The 17,703-nt window shown below is 60.7% G+C and carries 16 protein-coding genes; 11 read left to right on the top strand and 5 right to left on the bottom strand.

The annotated features are described in order from the left end of the window. Window positions 1-121 precede the first annotated feature (121 nt). The 3 genes from HX786_RS06290 to HX786_RS06300 are packed head-to-tail and all read right to left on the bottom strand — an operon-like array spanning window position 122 to window position 2,581. Window positions 122-889: a TerB family tellurite resistance protein gene (locus HX786_RS06290; RefSeq protein WP_003210983.1), complete on the bottom strand. Its 768-nt coding sequence runs from the start codon at window positions 887-889 to the stop codon at window positions 122-124. Window position 890: 1 nt separating this feature from the next. After that, a complete protein-coding gene (gene murU / locus HX786_RS06295; protein ID WP_003210984.1) occupies window positions 891-1,565 on the bottom strand; it encodes an N-acetylmuramate alpha-1-phosphate uridylyltransferase MurU in 675 nt (224 codons plus the stop codon). Beyond that, window positions 1,562-2,581 (bottom strand): aminoglycoside phosphotransferase family protein, encoded by a 1,020-nt coding sequence (locus HX786_RS06300; protein ID WP_008434428.1) that lies wholly within the window; start codon window positions 2,579-2,581, stop codon window positions 1,562-1,564. Before HX786_RS06300 ends, murU begins: the two co-directional genes overlap by 4 nt. Window positions 2,582-2,711: 130 nt before the next feature. Between HX786_RS06300 and HX786_RS06305 the strand changes: the two genes are divergently transcribed. From HX786_RS06305 to HX786_RS06355, 11 genes are all read left to right on the top strand, one after another. Further along, the gene (locus HX786_RS06305) at window positions 2,712-5,522 is read left to right on the top strand and encodes an LPS-assembly protein LptD (RefSeq protein ID WP_087694723.1); all 2,811 of its coding nucleotides are present in this window, start codon (window positions 2,712-2,714) and stop codon (window positions 5,520-5,522) included. Then, window positions 5,503-6,840 carry a peptidylprolyl isomerase gene (locus HX786_RS06310; protein WP_003210991.1) on the top strand — a complete coding sequence of 446 codons (1,338 nt, stop codon included), beginning with the start codon at window positions 5,503-5,505 and terminating at the stop codon, window positions 6,838-6,840. The genes HX786_RS06305 and HX786_RS06310 overlap by 20 nt, the downstream gene beginning before the upstream one ends. Continuing rightward, a complete protein-coding gene (gene pdxA / locus HX786_RS06315) occupies window positions 6,837-7,826 on the top strand; it encodes a 4-hydroxythreonine-4-phosphate dehydrogenase PdxA (RefSeq protein WP_003210992.1) in 990 nt (329 codons plus the stop codon). The genes HX786_RS06310 and pdxA overlap by 4 nt, the downstream gene beginning before the upstream one ends. Further along, the gene (gene rsmA, locus HX786_RS06320; RefSeq protein ID WP_003210994.1) at window positions 7,823-8,635 is read left to right on the top strand and encodes a 16S rRNA (adenine(1518)-N(6)/adenine(1519)-N(6))-dimethyltransferase RsmA; all 813 of its coding nucleotides are present in this window, start codon (window positions 7,823-7,825) and stop codon (window positions 8,633-8,635) included. Before pdxA ends, rsmA begins: the two co-directional genes overlap by 4 nt. Before the next feature lie 124 nt (window positions 8,636-8,759). Further along, a complete protein-coding gene (gene apaG, locus HX786_RS06325) occupies window positions 8,760-9,140 on the top strand; it encodes a Co2+/Mg2+ efflux protein ApaG (RefSeq protein WP_003210996.1) in 381 nt (126 codons plus the stop codon). Further along, window positions 9,140-9,991 (top strand): symmetrical bis(5'-nucleosyl)-tetraphosphatase, encoded by an 852-nt coding sequence (locus HX786_RS06330; protein ID WP_178911843.1) that lies wholly within the window; start codon window positions 9,140-9,142, stop codon window positions 9,989-9,991. The genes apaG and HX786_RS06330 overlap by 1 nt, the downstream gene beginning before the upstream one ends. Before the next feature lie 33 nt (window positions 9,992-10,024). Next, complete coding sequence (gene glpE / locus HX786_RS06335) at window positions 10,025-10,354, top strand: thiosulfate sulfurtransferase GlpE (protein ID WP_178911844.1); 330 nt, start codon at window positions 10,025-10,027, stop codon at window positions 10,352-10,354. Window positions 10,355-10,639: 285 nt separating this feature from the next. Then, on the top strand, window positions 10,640-12,562 hold the full coding sequence (locus tag HX786_RS06340) for a PrkA family serine protein kinase (RefSeq protein ID WP_003210999.1): 1,923 nt from the start codon (window positions 10,640-10,642) through the stop codon (window positions 12,560-12,562). Between the two features lie 126 nt (window positions 12,563-12,688). After that, window positions 12,689-13,960, top strand: coding sequence for a YeaH/YhbH family protein (locus tag HX786_RS06345; RefSeq protein WP_003211000.1), 1,272 nt, complete (start codon window positions 12,689-12,691; stop codon window positions 13,958-13,960). After that, a complete protein-coding gene (locus HX786_RS06350) occupies window positions 13,957-15,519 on the top strand; it encodes a SpoVR family protein (RefSeq protein WP_177035236.1) in 1,563 nt (520 codons plus the stop codon). The genes HX786_RS06345 and HX786_RS06350 overlap by 4 nt, the downstream gene beginning before the upstream one ends. 63 nt (window positions 15,520-15,582) lie before the next feature. Further along, window positions 15,583-16,818 carry a multifunctional CCA addition/repair protein gene (locus HX786_RS06355; RefSeq protein WP_008434412.1) on the top strand — a complete coding sequence of 412 codons (1,236 nt, stop codon included), beginning with the start codon at window positions 15,583-15,585 and terminating at the stop codon, window positions 16,816-16,818. Here HX786_RS06355 and folK read toward each other — a convergent pair. Further along, entirely contained in the window at window positions 16,788-17,306 is a 519-nt protein-coding gene (folK, locus tag HX786_RS06360; RefSeq protein WP_102370018.1) for a 2-amino-4-hydroxy-6-hydroxymethyldihydropteridine diphosphokinase, read from the bottom strand. The two genes, HX786_RS06355 and folK, sit on opposite strands and share 31 nt — an antisense overlap. Then, on the bottom strand, window positions 17,297-17,650 hold the full coding sequence (gene folB, locus HX786_RS06365) for a dihydroneopterin aldolase (protein WP_003211007.1): 354 nt from the start codon (window positions 17,648-17,650) through the stop codon (window positions 17,297-17,299). Before folB ends, folK begins: the two co-directional genes overlap by 10 nt. Window positions 17,651-17,703 lie beyond the last annotated feature (53 nt).

Genomic DNA, 17,703 nt, shown 5'->3' on the forward strand with positions numbered 1-17,703 from the left:
GTGAGTCAGTCACTGCATCTGTTACTGATCCACCGCATTCGCGAGCAAGTCGAATCGTCGCACCGCCACTCCCACAGTTGATCCGGTTTACACCATAAAAAAGCAGCGCCTGATGATTCTGTTAGCGAAAGTCTCGCCTTTCGCGAATCAGCGCGTAGGCGTTGTGCAGCTCGCGGGTGCGCTCGGTCGCCTCGCGCACTTGTGCGGGGCTGGCGCCACTGCCGGCAATCTTGTCCGGGTGGTGCCGGCTGAGCAGGCGCCGGTAGGCACGCTTGATCACCGCGGGCTCCGTCGTCGACGTCACCCCCAGAATACGCAACGCCTCCTGATAAGCCCCGCCACGATTGGCCAACGGCTTGCGCTCCGGCTCATAGTCAGCCGCCAGCGCCTGGATCTGCTGGACCGTCCAACCCAGCCATTTGCCCCATTGTTCAATCAACTCGCGCTCGGCCGTACTGGCCTTGCCGTCCGCCCAGGCCATGCGCCAACAGGCACGCAGCACACCTTCCGCCGCATGGGGCTGGGCCTTGAGCACGCCCAGGTAACTGCGTACCCGGTCCGAGCCGGATTTACCTCGATTGAACGCGGCAATCGCACGGCGCTGGGCCGGCTCGGCCATGTCCAGCGAGCGCATTTCCTGGCGCGCCTGCTGGATATGCCCGTCCACCACCCGGCCGTTGCTCTTGGCCAGGCGACCGAGCAACACGAACAGCAGTTCGTCATTGCGCAACGCCGGCCGGCCGCCAAGGCGCTCGCGTAACTGGGCCCAGCTTTGCAGTTCCAGGCGCCGGTCCAGCGCCTGGCCCAGCAGTGCGCCCAACATTGCCCCCGGAATGCTGGCAATGGCAAAGCCCGCCCCGGCTCCGATCAGAGTCCCTGGCCACAACATCCTAGTGCCCCGCTGTCAGCAGGGTTTCGACTTGCGCCAGACGCTCCAGCGTCCCGACATCGATCCAGCGTCCGTTCATGTGTTCCCCCGTCACCAACCCTTTCGCCATGGCGTCACGCAACAGCGGCGCCAGCTTGAAGGCACCCGCACTGCAACCCGCGAACAGCTGGGGGTGGAGTACGGAAATGCCACTGAAGGTCAGGTTATCGGCACCGGCGGCGGCATCATGAAGCGCGCCGTCCTTCAGGTAGAAATCACCGCCGGACGGATGGTGCGGCGGGTTGTCGACCATCACCAGGTGGGCCAGCCCATCCAGCGGCTGGTGGAGGCTGGCGAAGTCGTAGTCGGTCCAGATGTCGCCATTGACCACCAGGAACGGTTCGTCCCCCAACAGCGGCAAGGCCTTGAAGATCCCGCCACCGGTTTCCAGCGGCTCGCCTTCGGCCGAGTACTGGATGCGTACGCCGTACTGCGAGCCATCGCCCAGATAGCCTTCGATCTGCTGGCCGAGCCACGCATGGTTGATGACGATATCGGTAAAGCCCGCTTTCGCCAGCGCCTCGAGGTGGTACTCGATCAGGCGCTTGCCGCCGGCCTGGATCAGCGGCTTGGGCGTGTGCAAGGTCAGCGGGCGCATCCGCTCACCTTTGCCGGCGGCCAGGATCATGGCCTTCATACCACCGCCTCGACGCGCAGGCTCGCCAGCAATTCACCCAGTTCGCTCAACTCTGGCCGGTCCGCGAGCACCGCCTCTATATAAGCGAAGAAGCGCGGCACGTCCGCCAGGTAGCGCGGCTTGCCATCGCGGTGGCAGATGCGCGCAAAGATGCCGATCACCTTGAGGTGACGCTGCACGCCCATCAGGTCGCTGGCCCGCAGGAACTCCTCGAAGTCCGCCTGCACCGGGATACCCAGCGCGCCGGCGCGTTGCCAGTAACCGCGCTGCCATTCCCGCACGCGGGCCTGCGGCCAACTGAGGAAGGCGTCCTTGAACAGGCACGTGATGTCGTAGGTCACCGGGCCGTAGACCGCATCCTGGAAGTCCAGCACGCCGGGATTCGGCTCGCTGATCATCAGGTTGCGCGGCATATAGTCGCGATGCACCAGGACCTTGGGCTGGGCCAGGGCGCTGTCAATCAGGTGTTCGCTGACGCGTTGCCACAGGCCAAGCTGCCGGGCGTCAAACTCGATGCCCAGCTCCCGGCGAACGTACCATTCAGGAAACAATTCCAGCTCCCGACGCAACAGCGCGACGTCATAACTGGGCAACGGGGCTTCCATCGGCAATTGCTGGAAAGCCAGCAATGCGTCGATGGCATCGGCGAACAATTGATCGGCATTTTCAGCCGTAATCACGTCCAGATAGGTTTTTTTCCCCAGGTCGTTCAGCAAAAGAAAGCCGCGAAGCAGATCTTGCGCATAAATTTTCGGAACATTTATTCCCGATTGACCGAGTAAATGAGCGATATCGACGAAAGGTTTGCAGTTTTCCTGGGGGGGGGGAGCGTCCATCACGACAAAACTGCGACCTCCTCCCTCCCACCGGAAGTAACGCCTGAAACTCGCGTCACTGCTGGCCGCAGTCAACGTGGCCGGGGGTACGACACCCCAGCCCTGGGTGGTAAAGAGGCCTGGCAATTGCTCATCAAGCCAGACTTTCAGCTGTTGCAAACGTAGATCTTGGTCGGGCATTACAAGGGTCTCCGACGGCGCTAGCCGTCAAGCGGGTCATGCTTTATTATCACGCATCTTTTTCAGACCATCGAGAGGCGTGCGGCCCACACCGCGGGCAGATGGCACGCAGGAAGCCCGGACTAATAAGATGGCATTGAAATCCCCCGCGTTTCGTAGAAAATTTCCGTTGCTGGTAACCGGCAGTCTGCTGGCCATGCAACCTTTCGCCACCTCATTCGTGGTCGCCGCGGAACAGTATGACTGCTCAGTCTCTGCTTCGGGTGCCTGGGATTGCGCGCCGAAAACGGCCGCAGCCCCGCTGCCACCGCGCCCGGTGCATGACGGCAGTGCCGTCAGCTCTGCCAGTGGCACGCCGCAAGGCGAGTCCGGCGGCGCCGCCGAGGCCGTGCCGCAGACCGCTCTGGTCACCGAAGCCAAGGGCCGCGGCCTGCGTTCGCGCAGCGCCGACTACAGCCACCTGGACTGGGTCCCTCGCGAGAAGCTCACCGCCGCACAACTGGCCGAAACCGGCCCGTACTGCTCCGGCGCGTACATCGAGCCGATCCGTCCTGGCATGAACGACAAGACGAACAAGAGCGACGCGCCGACCTTCATCGGCGCCAAGGTCTCTCGTTACGAGCAGGAACAACAAGTTGCTTCCCTGGCCGGTGACGTCGTCATGCGCCAGGGCAGCATGCAGGTCGAGGCCGACGAGGCCAACCTTTACCAGGCCGAGAACCGTGGCGAGCTGAACGGCAACGTCCGTCTGCGCGACAACGGCGCCCTGCTGGTGGGCGACCACGCTGAAGTCCAACTGGACACCGGCGCCGCCAAGGTCGACAACGCCGAATACGTGATGCACAAATCGCGCATCCGCGGCAACGCGCTCTACGCCAAGCGTGCCGAGAACGCGATCATCCGTCTCAAGGACGGTACGTACACCACCTGCGAGCCGAACAGCAACGCCTGGCAGCTCAAGGGCAACAACATCACGCTCAACCCGGCCACCGGTTTCGGTACCGCGACCAACGTGACGTTGCGGGTCAAGGACATTCCGATCCTTTACACCCCGTATATCTATTTCCCGATCGACAACCGTCGTCAATCCGGCTTCCTGCCGCCGAGCTTCAGCACCGGTGGCGAGACTGGCTTCACGCTGGTTACGCCGTACTACTTCAACCTGGCGCCAAACTACGACGCCACGTTGTACCCGCAATACATGACCAAGCGCGGCCTGTTGATGGAAGGCGAATTCCGCTACCTCACCAAGTCGAGCGAAGGGCAGTTTGGTGGGGCGTACCTGAACGACGACAGCAGCGAGCGTAAAGGCCAGACCGACTACGAAAAAGATCGCTACATGATCAACTGGCAGCACAAGGGCGGGCTGGACTCGCGTGTACTGACCCAGGTCGACTACACCAACATCAGCGACCCTTATTACTTCCAGGATCTGAAGTCCTATCAGGAAGGGATCAAGAGCCAGGACTACGTGAACCAGCAAGGTTCGGTGACCTATCGCGGTGATACCTTCCAGGCGAAGCTGAACCTGCAGGCGTACCAGCTGGCAACGATCTCCCAGATCACGCCGTATGACCGCTTGCCACAGATCACCTTCAACGGCACGCTGCCGTACCATCCAGGCGGGGTGAACTTCACCTACGAGACCGAAGCAGTACGCTTTGATCGGGACTTGGAGAACGGAAGCTTCACGGATGAAAACGGGCTCGTATCGCCGCGGCTCGACACCTACGTAACCGGCCTGACCCGCGCAAACGGTACTCGCCTGAACGTTGCGCCGGCAGTCGACTACCCGATGAACTGGACCTACGGTTTTATTACGCCAAAGTTGAAGTACGTCTATACCAAGTACGATCTTGATTTGGACAGCATCGGCAAAAACCAGATTATCGCAGCGCAAGCCGCGTCAACTGCAGCCAACCCTTATGCCGGTGGCACCTTCAAAAGCTCGCAAGACCGTGCAATTCCGATTGCCAGCATCGACAGCGGCCTGTACTTCGACCGCAACACCAACTTGTTCGGCAAAGACTACCGTCAAACTCTGGAGCCTCGTGCGTACTACCTGTATGTACCGAACAAGGACCAGGGCGATATCCCGGTATTCGACAGCGGTGAGTACTCGTTCAGCTACGCGTCGCTGTTCCGTGACAACCGCTTCAGCGGTACTGACCGCATCGGCGACGAGAACAAGCTGTCCCTGGGCGTGACCAGCCGCTGGATCGAAGAAAACGGCTTCGAACGCCAACGCGTCAGCATCGGCGAGGCCGTGTACTTCAAGAACCGCGAAGTTCAACTGCCGGGCATCCTGGCCGCGGACCGTGCGGACGCACAGTCTGATGTTTCGCCAATCGCCCTGGACTACGAGTTCCGCTTCAACCGTGACTGGCGCGCCACTGCCGATTACAACTGGGACCCGGAAAGCCACAGCCCACGTTCCGGCAGCGCGATGTTCCACTATCAGCCGGAAGACAACCCGAACAAGGTTATCAACGTCGGCTACCGCTATCGCAACGACCAGGTGGTGTACAACCAGCTGACCGGCAAATGGCAGTTTGGTGGCGACTACGGGCAGCCAGGCGACCCGAACTTCGTGAAGGATTACTACAAAATCCAGCAACACGACTTCTCGATGATGTGGCCGATCGTTCCGCAGTGGAACCTGATCACCCGCTGGCAGTATGACTATGCCCGCAACCGTACCCTGGAGGCCTTCGGTGGTTTCGAGTACGACAACTGCTGCTGGAAACTGCGCGTCATCAACCGTTACTGGGTTTCCAACGACGAATACAGCCAGATCGCCCCGCTGAACGAAAAGGGTGACCACGGGCTCTTCTTCCAAGTTGTCCTCAAAGGACTCGGCGGCCTGACCGGCGCCAAGGTAGAGAGCTTCCTCGACAAAGGCATTGAAGGTTATCGTGAACGTGAAGACCAAGCTTTCTGATTGTCTGCGCCCGCTGATGCTGGGCGCGCTGTTCCTGGGTACCGCCGCAGCTCACGCTGCGGTTCAACCGCTGGACAAGGTAGTGGCCATCGTCGATAACGACGTGATCATGCAGAGCCAACTGGACCAACGGGTCAAGGAAGTTCAGCAAACCATCGCCAAGCGTGGCGGCGGCGTACCGCCGACCAGCGTGCTGGACCAGCAGGTGCTTGAACGCCTGATCGTTGAAAACCTGCAACTGCAGATCGGCGATCGCTCCGGTATCCGTATCAGCGACGAAGAATTGAACCAGGCTGTCGGCACCATCGCCCAGCGCAACAACATGAGTGTTGATCAGTTCCGCGCAGCCCTGGCTCACGACGGCCTGTCCTATGAGGACGCCCGTGACCAGATTCGCCGGGAAATGATCATCAGCCGTGTACGTCAGCGTCGCGTGGCCGAACGGATTCAGGTGTCCGAGCAGGAAGTGAAGAACTTCCTCGCCTCCGACCTTGGCAAGATGCAGCTTTCCGAAGAACTGCACCTGGCGAACATCCTGGTGCCTACGCCAGACAGCGCCAACGCTGAACAGCTCAATGCTGCCGCAGCGAAAACCCAGGCTATCTATGACCGTCTCAAGCAAGGTGCCGACTTTGCCCAGATGGCCATTGCCCAGTCCGGCAGCGACAACGCCCTCGAAGGCGGTGACATGGGCTGGCGTAAAGCCGCGCAACTGCCACCACCGTTCGACCGCGAGCTGAGCGCCATGGAAGTTGGTGGTATCACCCAGCCTGCCCGTACGCCTGGCGGTTTCATCATCCTCAAGTTGCTCGGCAAGCGCGGTGGCGAAGAAGCCCAGATGAAGGACGAAGTTCACGTTCGTCACATCCTGGTCAAGCCAAGCGAGATCCGTACCGAAGCCCAAACCAAGGAACTGGCCCAAAAGCTCTATGACCGCATCGAAGCGGGCGAAGACTTCGGCGAACTGGCGAAGAGCTATTCCGAAGACCCGGGTTCGGCGCTTAACGGCGGCGATCTGAACTGGATCGATCCGAAGGCACTGGTTCCAGAGTTCCAGGACGTCATGGCCAAGACCCCGCAAGGCGTGCTGTCCAAGCCGTTCAAGACCCAATACGGCTGGCACGTGCTGGAAGTCCTTGGCCGTCGCGCCACTGACAACACCACCCAGGCCCGCGAGCAGCAAGCCCTGACCGTACTGCGTAACCGCAAATACGACGAAGAGCTGCAAACCTGGTTGCGTCAGATCCGTGACGAAGCCTACGTAGAGAACAAGCTTCCTGGTGCCGACCAAACAGGCACCGACCAGGCAGCCCAGTGACACCCAAGCGTTTCGCACTGACACCCGGCGAGCCGGCCGGCATTGGTCCTGACCTGTGCCTGCTGCTCGCCTCGCACCCCCAGCCACACCCCCTGATTGCCATTACCAGCCGCGACCTGCTCATTGAGCGGGCCGCGCAGCTGGGTGTGGTTGTCGATCTGCTGCCGGTGGGCCCGGGCAACTGGCCTGATCTGCCGGCACCGGCCAACAGCCTGTACGTATGGGATACCCCGCTGGCGACCAAGGTCGTGGCCGGGCAACTGGACAAGGCCAACGCTGCCTTCGTCCTGGAAACCCTGACCCGTGCCGGCCAGGGCTGCATCGACGGGGATTTTGCCGGGATGATCACCGCCCCGGTACACAAGGGTGTGATCAACGAATCAGGCATCGCCTTTTCCGGTCATACCGAATTCCTCGCTGAGCTGACCCATACCGAACAAGTGGTGATGATGCTGGCAACGGGCGACCTGCGGGTGGCGCTGGTGACCACTCACCTGCCCCTGCGCGAGATTGCCGACGCCATTACCCCCGAGCGACTGGAGCGTGTGACACGCATCCTGCACGCCGACCTGCAACAGAAGTTCGGCATCGCCCAACCACGCATCCTGGTCTGTGGGCTCAACCCCCACGCCGGTGAAGGTGGCCACCTGGGCCATGAAGAAATCGACATCATCGAACCAACCCTGGAGCGTCTGCGCCTTGAAGGCATGGACCTGCGCGGCCCATTGCCTGCCGACACTCTGTTTACCCCCAAATATCTGGAGCACTGCGACGCAGTGCTGGCGATGTACCATGACCAGGGCCTGCCCGTGCTGAAGTACAAAGGCTTCGGCGCCGCGGTCAACGTGACACTGGGCCTGCCGATCATCCGCACCTCCGTCGACCATGGCACCGCCCTGGACCTCGCAGGCAGCGGCAAGATCGATACCGGCAGCCTGCACGTGGCCCTGGAAACCGCCTATCAGATGGCCGAGACCCGTATATGACCGAGCATTACCAACACCGGGCGCGCAAGCGTTTCGGGCAAAACTTCCTGCACGACGCTGGCGTGATCGATCGCATCCTGCGTTCCATCCATGCCAAGCCCGAAGACCGCCTGCTGGAAATCGGCCCGGGCCAGGGCGCCCTGACCCAAGGCCTGCTGAAAAGCGGCGGCCAACTGGACGTGGTTGAGTTGGACAAGGACCTGATCCCGATCCTCAACCAGCAGTTCGCCGGCATGCCCAATTTCAACCTGCACCAGGGTGATGCGCTGAAGTTCGACTTCACCAGCCTCAATGCAGCGCCCAACAGCCTGCGGGTGGTCGGCAACCTGCCGTACAACATCTCCACCCCGCTGATTTTCCACCTGCTGAACAACGCCGGCATCATCCGCGACATGCACTTCATGCTGCAAAAGGAAGTGGTCGAGCGCCTGGCAGCGGGTCCTGGAGGCGGTGACTGGGGTCGCCTGTCGATCATGGTTCAGTACCATTGCCGCGTAGAGCACCTGTTCAACGTCGGACCTGGCGCGTTCAACCCCCCGCCGAAAGTCGACTCCGCCATCGTGCGCCTGGTGCCTCACGCGGTGTTGCCACACCCGGCCAAAGATCACAAGTTGCTGGAGCGCGTGGTGCGCGAAGCCTTCAACCAGCGCCGCAAGACCTTGCGCAATACGCTGAAGGCCTTGCTCAGCAACGCTGAAATCGAGGCCGCCGGCGTCGACGGCAGCCTGCGCCCCGAGCAGCTGGACCTGGCCGCCTTCGTGCGCCTGGCTGACCAGCTCGCCATTCAGCCTGCGCCAGTGGCTGAATAAATAGTAGGCGCCGGCTTGCCGGCGATGGCGCACTCACGATCGCCATCGCTGGCAAGCCAGCGCCTACGGGCCTAGACTGACCGGCATCCGCTGTTCCCCCGCTTTTGCTTTTAAGGCCTCTTGCATGTCCGATCCTCGTTATCAGATCGACGTCAGCGTCGTCACCCGCTTTCTGGCGGAACAATCGCAACCCGAGCAGAACCGCTTTGCGTTCGCCTACACCATTACCGTGCAAAACAACGGCGAGCTGCCTGCCAAGCTGCTGTCGCGCCACTGGGTCATCACCGACGGTGACGGCCAGGTCGAGGAAGTACGCGGCGCCGGCGTGGTCGGCCAACAACCGCTGATCGCCCCAGGCAAGAGCCACACCTACAGCAGCGGCACTGTCATGACCTCCCGTGTCGGCAACATGCAAGGCAGCTACCAGATGCTCGCCGACGACGGCAAACACTTCGACGCCATCATCGCCCCGTTCCGCCTCGCGGTGCCTGGAGCCCTGCACTGATGGCGACGTATGCCGTCGGCGACCTGCAAGGCTGCCTGGAACCGCTCAAGTGCCTGCTCGAGCGTGTGGCCTTTGACACGGCCAAGGATCGCCTGTGGCTGGTGGGCGACCTGGTCAACCGTGGCCCGCAATCCCTGGAAACCCTGCGCTTCCTTTATGGCATGCGCGACTCCCTGGTGTGCGTACTGGGCAACCATGACCTGCACTTGCTGGCCGCCGGCAATAACATCGAGCGTCTGAAAAAGGGCGATACCCTGCGGGAAATCCTCGAAGCGCCGGATCGCACCGAGCTGCTTGACTGGCTGCGCCGGCAAAAACTCATGCACTACGACGAGAGCCGCGACACCGCCTTGGTGCATGCCGGCATTCCACCCCAGTGGACGCTGAAGAAAGCCCTCAAGTGCGCGAGTGAAGTCGAAGCAGCCCTGGCCGATGACAACCTGTACACCGCTTACCTGGATGGCATGTACGGCAACGAACCCGTTAAGTGGGACAACGAACTGACCGGCGTCGCGCGGCTGCGGGTGATCACCAACTACTTCACCCGCATGCGTTTCTGCACCGCCGAAGGCAAGCTGGACCTCAAGAGCAAGGAAGGCGCCGACACCGCCCTCCCCGGCTACAAGCCCTGGTTCGCCCACAAGGAGCGCAAGACCCGTGAAACGAAGATCATCTTCGGCCACTGGGCAGCCCTGGAAGGCAAGTGTGATGAACCTGGCGTGTTCGCCCTCGACACCGGCTGCGTATGGGGCGGCGCCATGACCCTGATGAACATCGACACCGGCGAGCGCTCGAGCTGCCAGTGCGACTCCCCCGTTCCCGAACAACTGCAGGCCGCGGCAAAGCGCTGAGCCGCGCTTTCATACAGGCCAAAGGAGCCCGCCATGACTGAATTCAGACGTATCCCTCCCGAGCAAGCCCAGGCCCTGCGCGAGCAAGGCGCGGTGGTTGTCGACATCCGCGACCAGCCGACCTACAACGCCGCCCACATCAGTGGTGCCCAGCACCTGGACAACCACAACATCGCCGACTTCATCCGCGCCGCCGACCTCGACGCGTCGGTCATCGTCGCGTGCTACCACGGCAACTCCAGCCAAAGCGCCGCCGCCTACCTGGTGAGCCAGGGCTTCTCCGACGTCTATAGCCTCGACGGTGGCTTTGAGCTATGGCGTGCGACCTATCCTGCAGAAATTGCCGCAGGCGACGCGCAATAATTTTTTTCAAACCCCGCTATCCCGCGTGACGCTTGGCCTCGCGCCGTTTCTGACGAACGGCGCGGCCAAACTAATTTCGTATCGCGCCTTGACCTCCCCGATTCCGAACTATCCTTAAGCGCAGGCCATCCAAAACAGGGGAGAGCCGGTACACCGGCGTGCGGGTCATCGGTAGCGTTTCAGGGTGTTCTGGGGGGAAAACGGCCATTGGTGTCCACCAATGGCTGCCAGCATCGACTGATTGATCCGGCGTCGGCTCCACGTATCGAGCGAGGTGACGACGTCATGAGTATTTTTAGCCACTTCCAACAACGCTTCGAGTCCACCCGCCAGGAAGAGCTCTCGCTTCAGGAGTATCTCGAACTGTGCAAAAAGGACCGCAGCGCCTACGCGTCTGCCGCTGAACGCCTGCTGTTGGCGATCGGCGAGCCGGAGCTGGTGGACACCGCAGCCAATTCGCGCTTGTCGCGGATTTTCTCGAACAAGGTGATCCGTCGCTACCCGGCCTTTGAAGACTTCCACGGTATGGAAGAATGCATTGACCAGATCGTCTCGTATTTCCGCCATGCTGCCCAAGGCCTGGAAGAGAAGAAACAGATCCTCTACCTGCTCGGCCCCGTCGGCGGCGGCAAGTCGTCCCTGGCCGAGAAGCTCAAACAACTGATCGAGAAGGTGCCGTTCTACGCCATCAAGGGCTCACCGGTGTTCGAGTCGCCCCTGGGGCTGTTCAATGCCACGGAAGATGGCGCGATTCTCGAAGAAGACTTCGGCATTCCACGGCGCTATCTCAATACCATCATGTCGCCCTGGGCGACCAAGCGCCTGGCCGAGTTCGGCGGCGACATCAGCCAGTTCCGGGTGGTGAAGCTCTACCCCTCGATCCTCAACCAGATCGCCGTGGCCAAGACCGAACCGGGTGACGAGAACAACCAGGACATCTCGGCACTGGTGGGCAAGGTCGATATCCGCAAACTCGAAGAATTCCCGCAGAACGACGCCGATGCCTACAGCTACTCGGGCGCACTGTGCCGGGCCAACCAGGGCCTGATGGAGTTCGTGGAGATGTTCAAGGCACCGATCAAGGTGCTGCACCCACTGCTCACCGCGACACAGGAAGGTAACTACAACAGCACCGAAGGCCTGGGGGCGATTCCATTCACCGGGATCCTGCTGGCCCACTCCAACGAATCGGAATGGCACACCTTCCGCAACAACAAGAACAACGAAGCCTTCATCGACCGGATCTATATCGTCAAGGTGCCGTACTGCCTGCGGGTCAGCGATGAAATCAAGATTTACGACAAGCTGCTGTTCAACAGTTCCCTGGCCAAGGCTCATTGCGCGCCTGACACTCTGAAGATGCTGGCCCAGTTCACCGTGTTGTCGCGCCTCAAAGAGCCGGAAAACTCCAACATCTACTCGAAGATGCGCGTGTATGACGGCGAAAACCTCAAGGACACCGATCCGAAGGCCAAGTCGATCCAGGAATACCGCGACACCGCCGGCGTGGATGAGGGCATGAACGGCCTGTCGACACGTTTTGCGTTCAAGATCCTGTCCAAGGTCTTCAACTTCGACCCGCACGAAATCGCCGCCAACCCGGTGCACCTGCTCTACGTGCTGGAACAGCAGATCGAACAGGAACAATTCCAGGCTGAAACCCGCGAGCGCTATCTGCGCTTCCTCAAGGAATACCTGGCACCGCGCTACATCGAGTTCATCGGCAAGGAAATCCAGACCGCGTACCTTGAGTCCTACAGCGAATACGGCCAGAACATCTTCGACCGCTATGTGCTGTACGCAGACTTCTGGATCCAGGACCAGGAATACCGCGACCCGGAAACCGGCGAGATTCTCAACCGCGTAGCCCTCAACGAGGAACTGGAAAAGATCGAAAAACCCGCCGGCATCAGCAATCCGAAGGATTTCCGCAACGAAATCGTCAACTTCGTGCTGCGCGCCCGGGCCAACAACAACGGCAAGAACCCTACCTGGCTCAGCTATGAGAAGCTGCGGGTGGTCATCGAGAAGAAAATGTTCTCCAACACCGAGGATCTGCTGCCGGTCATCAGCTTCAACGCCAAGGCCAGCAAGGAGGATCAGCAAAAACACAACGACTTCGTCACTCGCATGGTCGAGCGTGGCTACACCGACAAACAGGTACGACTGCTCTCCGAGTGGTACTTGCGGGTCCGCAAATCGCAGTAAGGCAGCGACAAGCGTGTAATGCCAGGCTCCCGGTACGCCGGACAGCCTGGCAATCGACCGCTTGTCTTTAAGCTTTCAGCTTGCCGCTTGAAGCTTGTAACTTGAAGCTGCCCGGAGGGCTCCTACATGAGCTATGTGATCGACCGACGTCTCAATGGCAAGAACAAGAGCACGGTAAACCGCCAGCGGTTCCTGCGGCGTTACCGTGACCACATCAAAAAGGCCGTCGAAGAGGCCGTCAGCCGCCGTTCCATCACCGATATGGAGCATGGCGAACAGATCAGCATCCCCGGACGCGACATCGATGAACCGGTGCTGCACCACGGCCGGGGCGGCAAACAGACTGTCGTGCATCCCGGCAACAAGGAATTCACCAGCGGCGAACATATCCAGCGGCCTCAAGGCGGTGCGGGCGGCAAAGGGCCGGGCAAGGCCGGCAACTCCGGCGAAGGCATGGATGAGTTCGTGTTCCAGATCACCCAGGAAGAATTCCTGGAATTCATGTTCGAAGACCTGGAACTGCCCAACCTGGTCAAACGCAACCTGACCGGTACCGACACTTTCAAGACCGTGCGCGCCGGGATCAGCAACGAAGGCAATCCGTCTCGGATCAACATCATCCGCACCCTGCGTTCAGCCCATGCGCGACGTATCGCCTTGTCTGGCAGCAGCCGGGCAAAACTGCGGGATGCCAAGGCGGAACTGGAACGCCTGAAACGCGAAGAGCCGGACAACTTCGGCGATATCCAGGAAATTGAAGCCGAAATCGCCAAACTCAGCGCGCGAATCCATCGCGTGCCGTTTCTCGACACCTTCGACCTGAAGTACAACCTGCTGGTCAAGCAACCCAATCCCAGTTCCAAAGCGGTGATGTTCTGCCTGATGGACGTGTCCGGCTCCATGACCCAGGCGACCAAGGACATCGCCAAGCGCTTCTTCATCCTGCTGTACCTGTTTCTCAAGCGTAACTACGACAAGATCGATGTGGTGTTCATCCGCCATCACACCAGCGCCAGGGAAGTCGACGAGGAGGAATTCTTCTACTCGCGGGAAACCGGCGGCACCATCGTCTCCAGCGCCTTGAAGCTGATGCAGGAAATCATGGCCGAACGCTATCCGGCCAACGAGTGGAACATCTACGCCGCCCAGGCTTCCGACGGCGACAACTGGAACGACGACTCGCCGATCTGCCGCGACATCCTGATCAACCAGATCATGCCGTTCGTGCAGTACTACACCTACGTCGAAATCACCCCGCGCGAGCATCAGGCCCTGTGGTTCGAATACGAGCGCATCAGCGAAGCCTTCGCTGACACCTTCGCCCAGCAACAATTGGTCTCGGCCGGCGATATCTATCCGGTCTTCCGTGAACTCTTCCAGCGCAGGTTAGTGACATGACCGCCAAAGAGCATAAGCGCCAACCCATATCCACGGGGTCCGAATGGACCTTCGAACTCATCCAGGCCTATGACCGGGAAATCAGCCGCATCGCGGCGGGTTATGCCCTGGATACCTACCCCAACCAGATCGAAGTGATCACCGCCGAACAGATGATGGATGCCTATGCGTCCGTGGGCATGCCCCTGGGCTATCACCACTGGTCCTACGGCAAACACTTCCTCAGCACTGAAAAGTCCTACACCCGCGGCCAGATGGGCCTGGCCTACGAAATCGTCATCAACTCCGACCCGTGCATCGCCTACCTGATGGAAGAAAACACCATCTGCATGCAGGCGCTGGTGGTGGCCCACGCGTGCTACGGGCATAACAGCTTCTTCAAGGGTAACTACCTGTTCCGCACCTGGACCGATGCCAGCTCGATCATCGATTACCTGGTATTCGCCAAGCAGTACATCATGCAGTGCGAGGAGCGCCACGGCATCGACGCAGTGGAAGACCTGCTGGACTCCTGCCATGCCCTGATGAACTACGGCGTCGACCGCTACAAACGCCCGTATCCGATTTCCGCCGAAGAAGAACGGCTGCGCCAGAAGGACCGTGAAGAGCATCTGCAAAAACAGATCAACGACCTGTGGCGCACCATTCCCAAACGCGCCGGCAAGAATAACGACAAGGACAATGCGCGCTTCCCCGCCGAACCTCAGGAAAACATCCTGTATTTCATCGAAAAGCACGCGCCATTGCTGGAGCCCTGGCAGCGGGAAATCGTGCGGATCGTGCGCAAGATCGCCCAGTATTTCTACCCACAACGCCAGACCCAGGTGATGAACGAAGGCTGGGCCACGTTCTGGCACTACACCCTGATGAACGACCTGTATGACGAAGGCCTGGTCACCGACGGTTTCATGATGGAGTTCCTGACGTCCCACACCAGCGTGGTCTTCCAGCCGGGCTTCGACAGCCCCTACTACAGCGGTATCAACCCGTATGCATTGGGCTTTGCGATGTACCGCGATATCCGGCGCATGTGCGAGCACCCCACCGATGAAGACCGCCGCTGGTTCCCGGAGATTGCCGGCAGCGATTGGTTGTCGACCATCAAGTTCGCCATGAGCAGCTTCAAGGATGAGAGCTTCATCCTGCAGTACCTGTCCCCCCAGGTGATTCGAGACCTCAAGCTGTTCAGCATCATGGACGACGACCTCAAGGACGACCTGCTGGTGCCGGCGATCCACGATGAGCCGGGTTACCGCACCATCCGCGAAACCCTCGCGGCGCAGTACAACCTGGGCAACCGCGAACCCAATGTGCAGATCTACAGCATCGACGTACGCGGCGACCGCTCGCTGACCCTGCGCCACCAGCAGCACGACCGCAAACCGCTGGGAGAGTCCACTGAGGAGGTTCTCAAGCACCTGCACCGGCTGTGGGGGTTCGATATCCACTTGGAGACGCTGCAAGGCGACCAGGTCATGAAAACCCACCACGTTCCGCCCCGCAACGAACACGGCGATAACGATTACGGCCGCCTGGACCTGGCAGTCGTACATCTGTGAAACGGCAAAGCCTCCATTGGCGGGCCGCAGGCGTTATCCTGTGCCGCTAATGGAGGCTTTTTCATGCAAATCTACAAAGTCGGTGGTGCGGTACGTGATCGCCTGCTGGGCATCCCCGTTACCGATATCGACCGTGTCGTAGTCGGCGCTACCACTGAAGAAATGCTCGCCCTGGGCTACAAGCCTGTGGGTTCGGACTTCCCGGTATTTCTTGACCCGAAAAATGGTGACGAGTACGCCCTCGCCCGCACGGAGCGCAAGAGCGGCCGGGGTTATGGCGGCTTTGTGTTTCACGCCAGCCCCGAAGTTACCCTGGAAGAAGACCTGATCCGCCGCGACCTGACCATCAACGCCATGGCCGAGGATGACGCGGGCAACCTGACCGACCCTTATCACGGCCAGCAGGATCTGGACGCACGCATTCTGCGTCACGTTTCCCCGGCGTTTGCCGAAGATCCACTCCGAGTCCTGCGCGTTGCCCGCTTTGCCGCACGCTATGCCGGCCTCGGCTTTACGGTAGCGCCCGAAACCCTGGAACTGATGCGCGAACTCAGCGCGTCGGGCGAACTGGAAGCCTTGACGCCCGAACGCAGCTGGAAGGAGATTTCCCGCGCATTGATGGAAAACCAGCCACAGGTGTTTATCCAGGTGCTACGCGATTGCGGCGCCCTGAAAACCCTGATGCCGGAAATCGACGCACTGTTTGGCGTGCCGCAACCCGAGGCCCATCACCCCGAAATCGATACCGGCGTGCACACATTGAGCGTGCTGGAACAGGCGGCCATCCATGCCCAACCGTTGACCGTCCGCTGGGCCTGCCTGCTGCACGATCTGGGCAAGGGGCTCACGCCTGTGGATAAGTTGCCGCAGCACATCGCTCATGAGCAACGCGGCGTGAAGCTGATCAAGGCGATGAACGAACGCTTCAAGGTGCCAAGGGATTGCCAGGAGTTGGCGTTGCTGGTGGGCGAATATCACACCCATGGCCACCGCGCACTGGAGCTGAGGCCCTCGACATTGCTGGAGTTGCTGCAAAGCTTCGACGTTTACCGTCGCCCGCAACGCTTTGAAGAGTTTGTGGTGGCATGCGAGATGGACGCCCGCGGGCGCAAGGGCCTTGAGCAGAGAAGTTATCCACAAGCCGATTATTTGCGCGGTGCGGCGCTGGCGGCCAGAGGTGTGGCCGTCGCACCGCTACTGGAACAAGGCTACAAAGGTCCCGAACTGGGCGAAGCGCTGAAACGCGAACGGCTCAAGGCGCTAAAAGCCTACAAGAGCGAGTCCGGCGTCAACGGCTGATCCCGCCATTCGAACGCGACCGGCGCCAGTACCTGGTCAATGTGTGCATCCTCCCACAGCGCGGCAAATGACTTGCCCACCTCAGGATGCACACGCTGCGGCGCCATCAACGACAGCGGCCACAGCACAAACGCGTTCTTCAGGATTTCGGCCCGGGGCAGGATCAGGCCATCGAAGTTACCCACCAGCTCGCCATACAGCAGCACGTCGATGTCCAGCGGCAAGCCCTTGCGATCCGGGGCGTAGCGGCCATTGTCGGCCTCGATGAATTTCAGCCGGCGGTCCAGTTCCATCAACGGCAGGTCGGTATACGCCGACACCACCAGATTGAAGAATGGCCCGCTCTTGATGCCCACAGGCTGGCTTTCAAACACCGGCGAACAGCGCATCTGCGTCAGGAAACCCGCCAGCGCATCAAGGCCAGCGTGCAAATGGGCCTCACGCTCGATGTTACTGCCAAGACCAAGGTAAACCTGAGTTAGCGACATCCGCGCTCGATCTCCACGCCCACACCCTTGGCGGCCGGTACGGCGCCGGGCTTGGTCAGTTTGAGGTGCAGCCAGGGAATCTGGAACTCACTCATCAACACCTCAGCCAGGCGCTCGGCGAAGGTTTCCACCAGCTGGAATTGCGCCTGCTCGGCAAAGGCCTGGATCCGCGCGGACACGCTCGCGTAATCCAGCGCCAGGGTCAGGTCATCACCGGCAGCGGCCGGGCGGTTATCCCAGGCGAAGCTCAGGTCCAGACGCAGGCATTGCCGGATACCGCGCTCCCAGTCGTAGGCCCCGATCACGGTGTCGACTTCCAGGCCTTCGATAAACACTCTGTCCAAGCACTCTTCTCCGCTGCACGACAAGGGCGCGATGCCCCGTTAGAATCAGGGCG

It is taken from the genome of Pseudomonas sp. 21615526 (genome assembly GCF_013386245.1).
GTDB lineage: Bacteria > Pseudomonadota > Gammaproteobacteria > Pseudomonadales > Pseudomonadaceae > Aquipseudomonas.

Bases quoted from the DNA above. Each gene is read 5' to 3' on its own strand.
- folK (WP_102370018.1), bottom strand. From the start codon at position 17,306: ATGTCGCTAACTCAGGTTTACCTTGGTCTTGGCAGTAACATCGAGCGT.
- HX786_RS06340 (WP_003210999.1), top strand. From the start codon at position 10,640: ATGAGTATTTTTAGCCACTTCCAACAACGCTTCGAGTCCACCCGCCAG.
- HX786_RS06355 (WP_008434412.1), top strand. From the start codon at position 15,583: ATGCAAATCTACAAAGTCGGTGGTGCGGTACGTGATCGCCTGCTGGGC.
- HX786_RS06350 (WP_177035236.1), top strand. From the start codon at position 13,957: ATGACCGCCAAAGAGCATAAGCGCCAACCCATATCCACGGGGTCCGAA.
- HX786_RS06300 (WP_008434428.1), bottom strand. From the start codon at position 2,581: ATGCCCGACCAAGATCTACGTTTGCAACAGCTGAAAGTCTGGCTTGAT.
- rsmA (WP_003210994.1), top strand. From the start codon at position 7,823: ATGACCGAGCATTACCAACACCGGGCGCGCAAGCGTTTCGGGCAAAAC.
- HX786_RS06290 (WP_003210983.1), bottom strand. From the start codon at position 889: ATGTTGTGGCCAGGGACTCTGATCGGAGCCGGGGCGGGCTTTGCCATT.
- HX786_RS06330 (WP_178911843.1), top strand. From the start codon at position 9,140: ATGGCGACGTATGCCGTCGGCGACCTGCAAGGCTGCCTGGAACCGCTC.
- murU (WP_003210984.1), bottom strand. From the start codon at position 1,565: ATGAAGGCCATGATCCTGGCCGCCGGCAAAGGTGAGCGGATGCGCCCG.
- glpE (WP_178911844.1), top strand. From the start codon at position 10,025: ATGACTGAATTCAGACGTATCCCTCCCGAGCAAGCCCAGGCCCTGCGC.
- HX786_RS06345 (WP_003211000.1), top strand. From the start codon at position 12,689: ATGAGCTATGTGATCGACCGACGTCTCAATGGCAAGAACAAGAGCACG.
- HX786_RS06305 (WP_087694723.1), top strand. From the start codon at position 2,712: ATGGCATTGAAATCCCCCGCGTTTCGTAGAAAATTTCCGTTGCTGGTA.
- apaG (WP_003210996.1), top strand. From the start codon at position 8,760: ATGTCCGATCCTCGTTATCAGATCGACGTCAGCGTCGTCACCCGCTTT.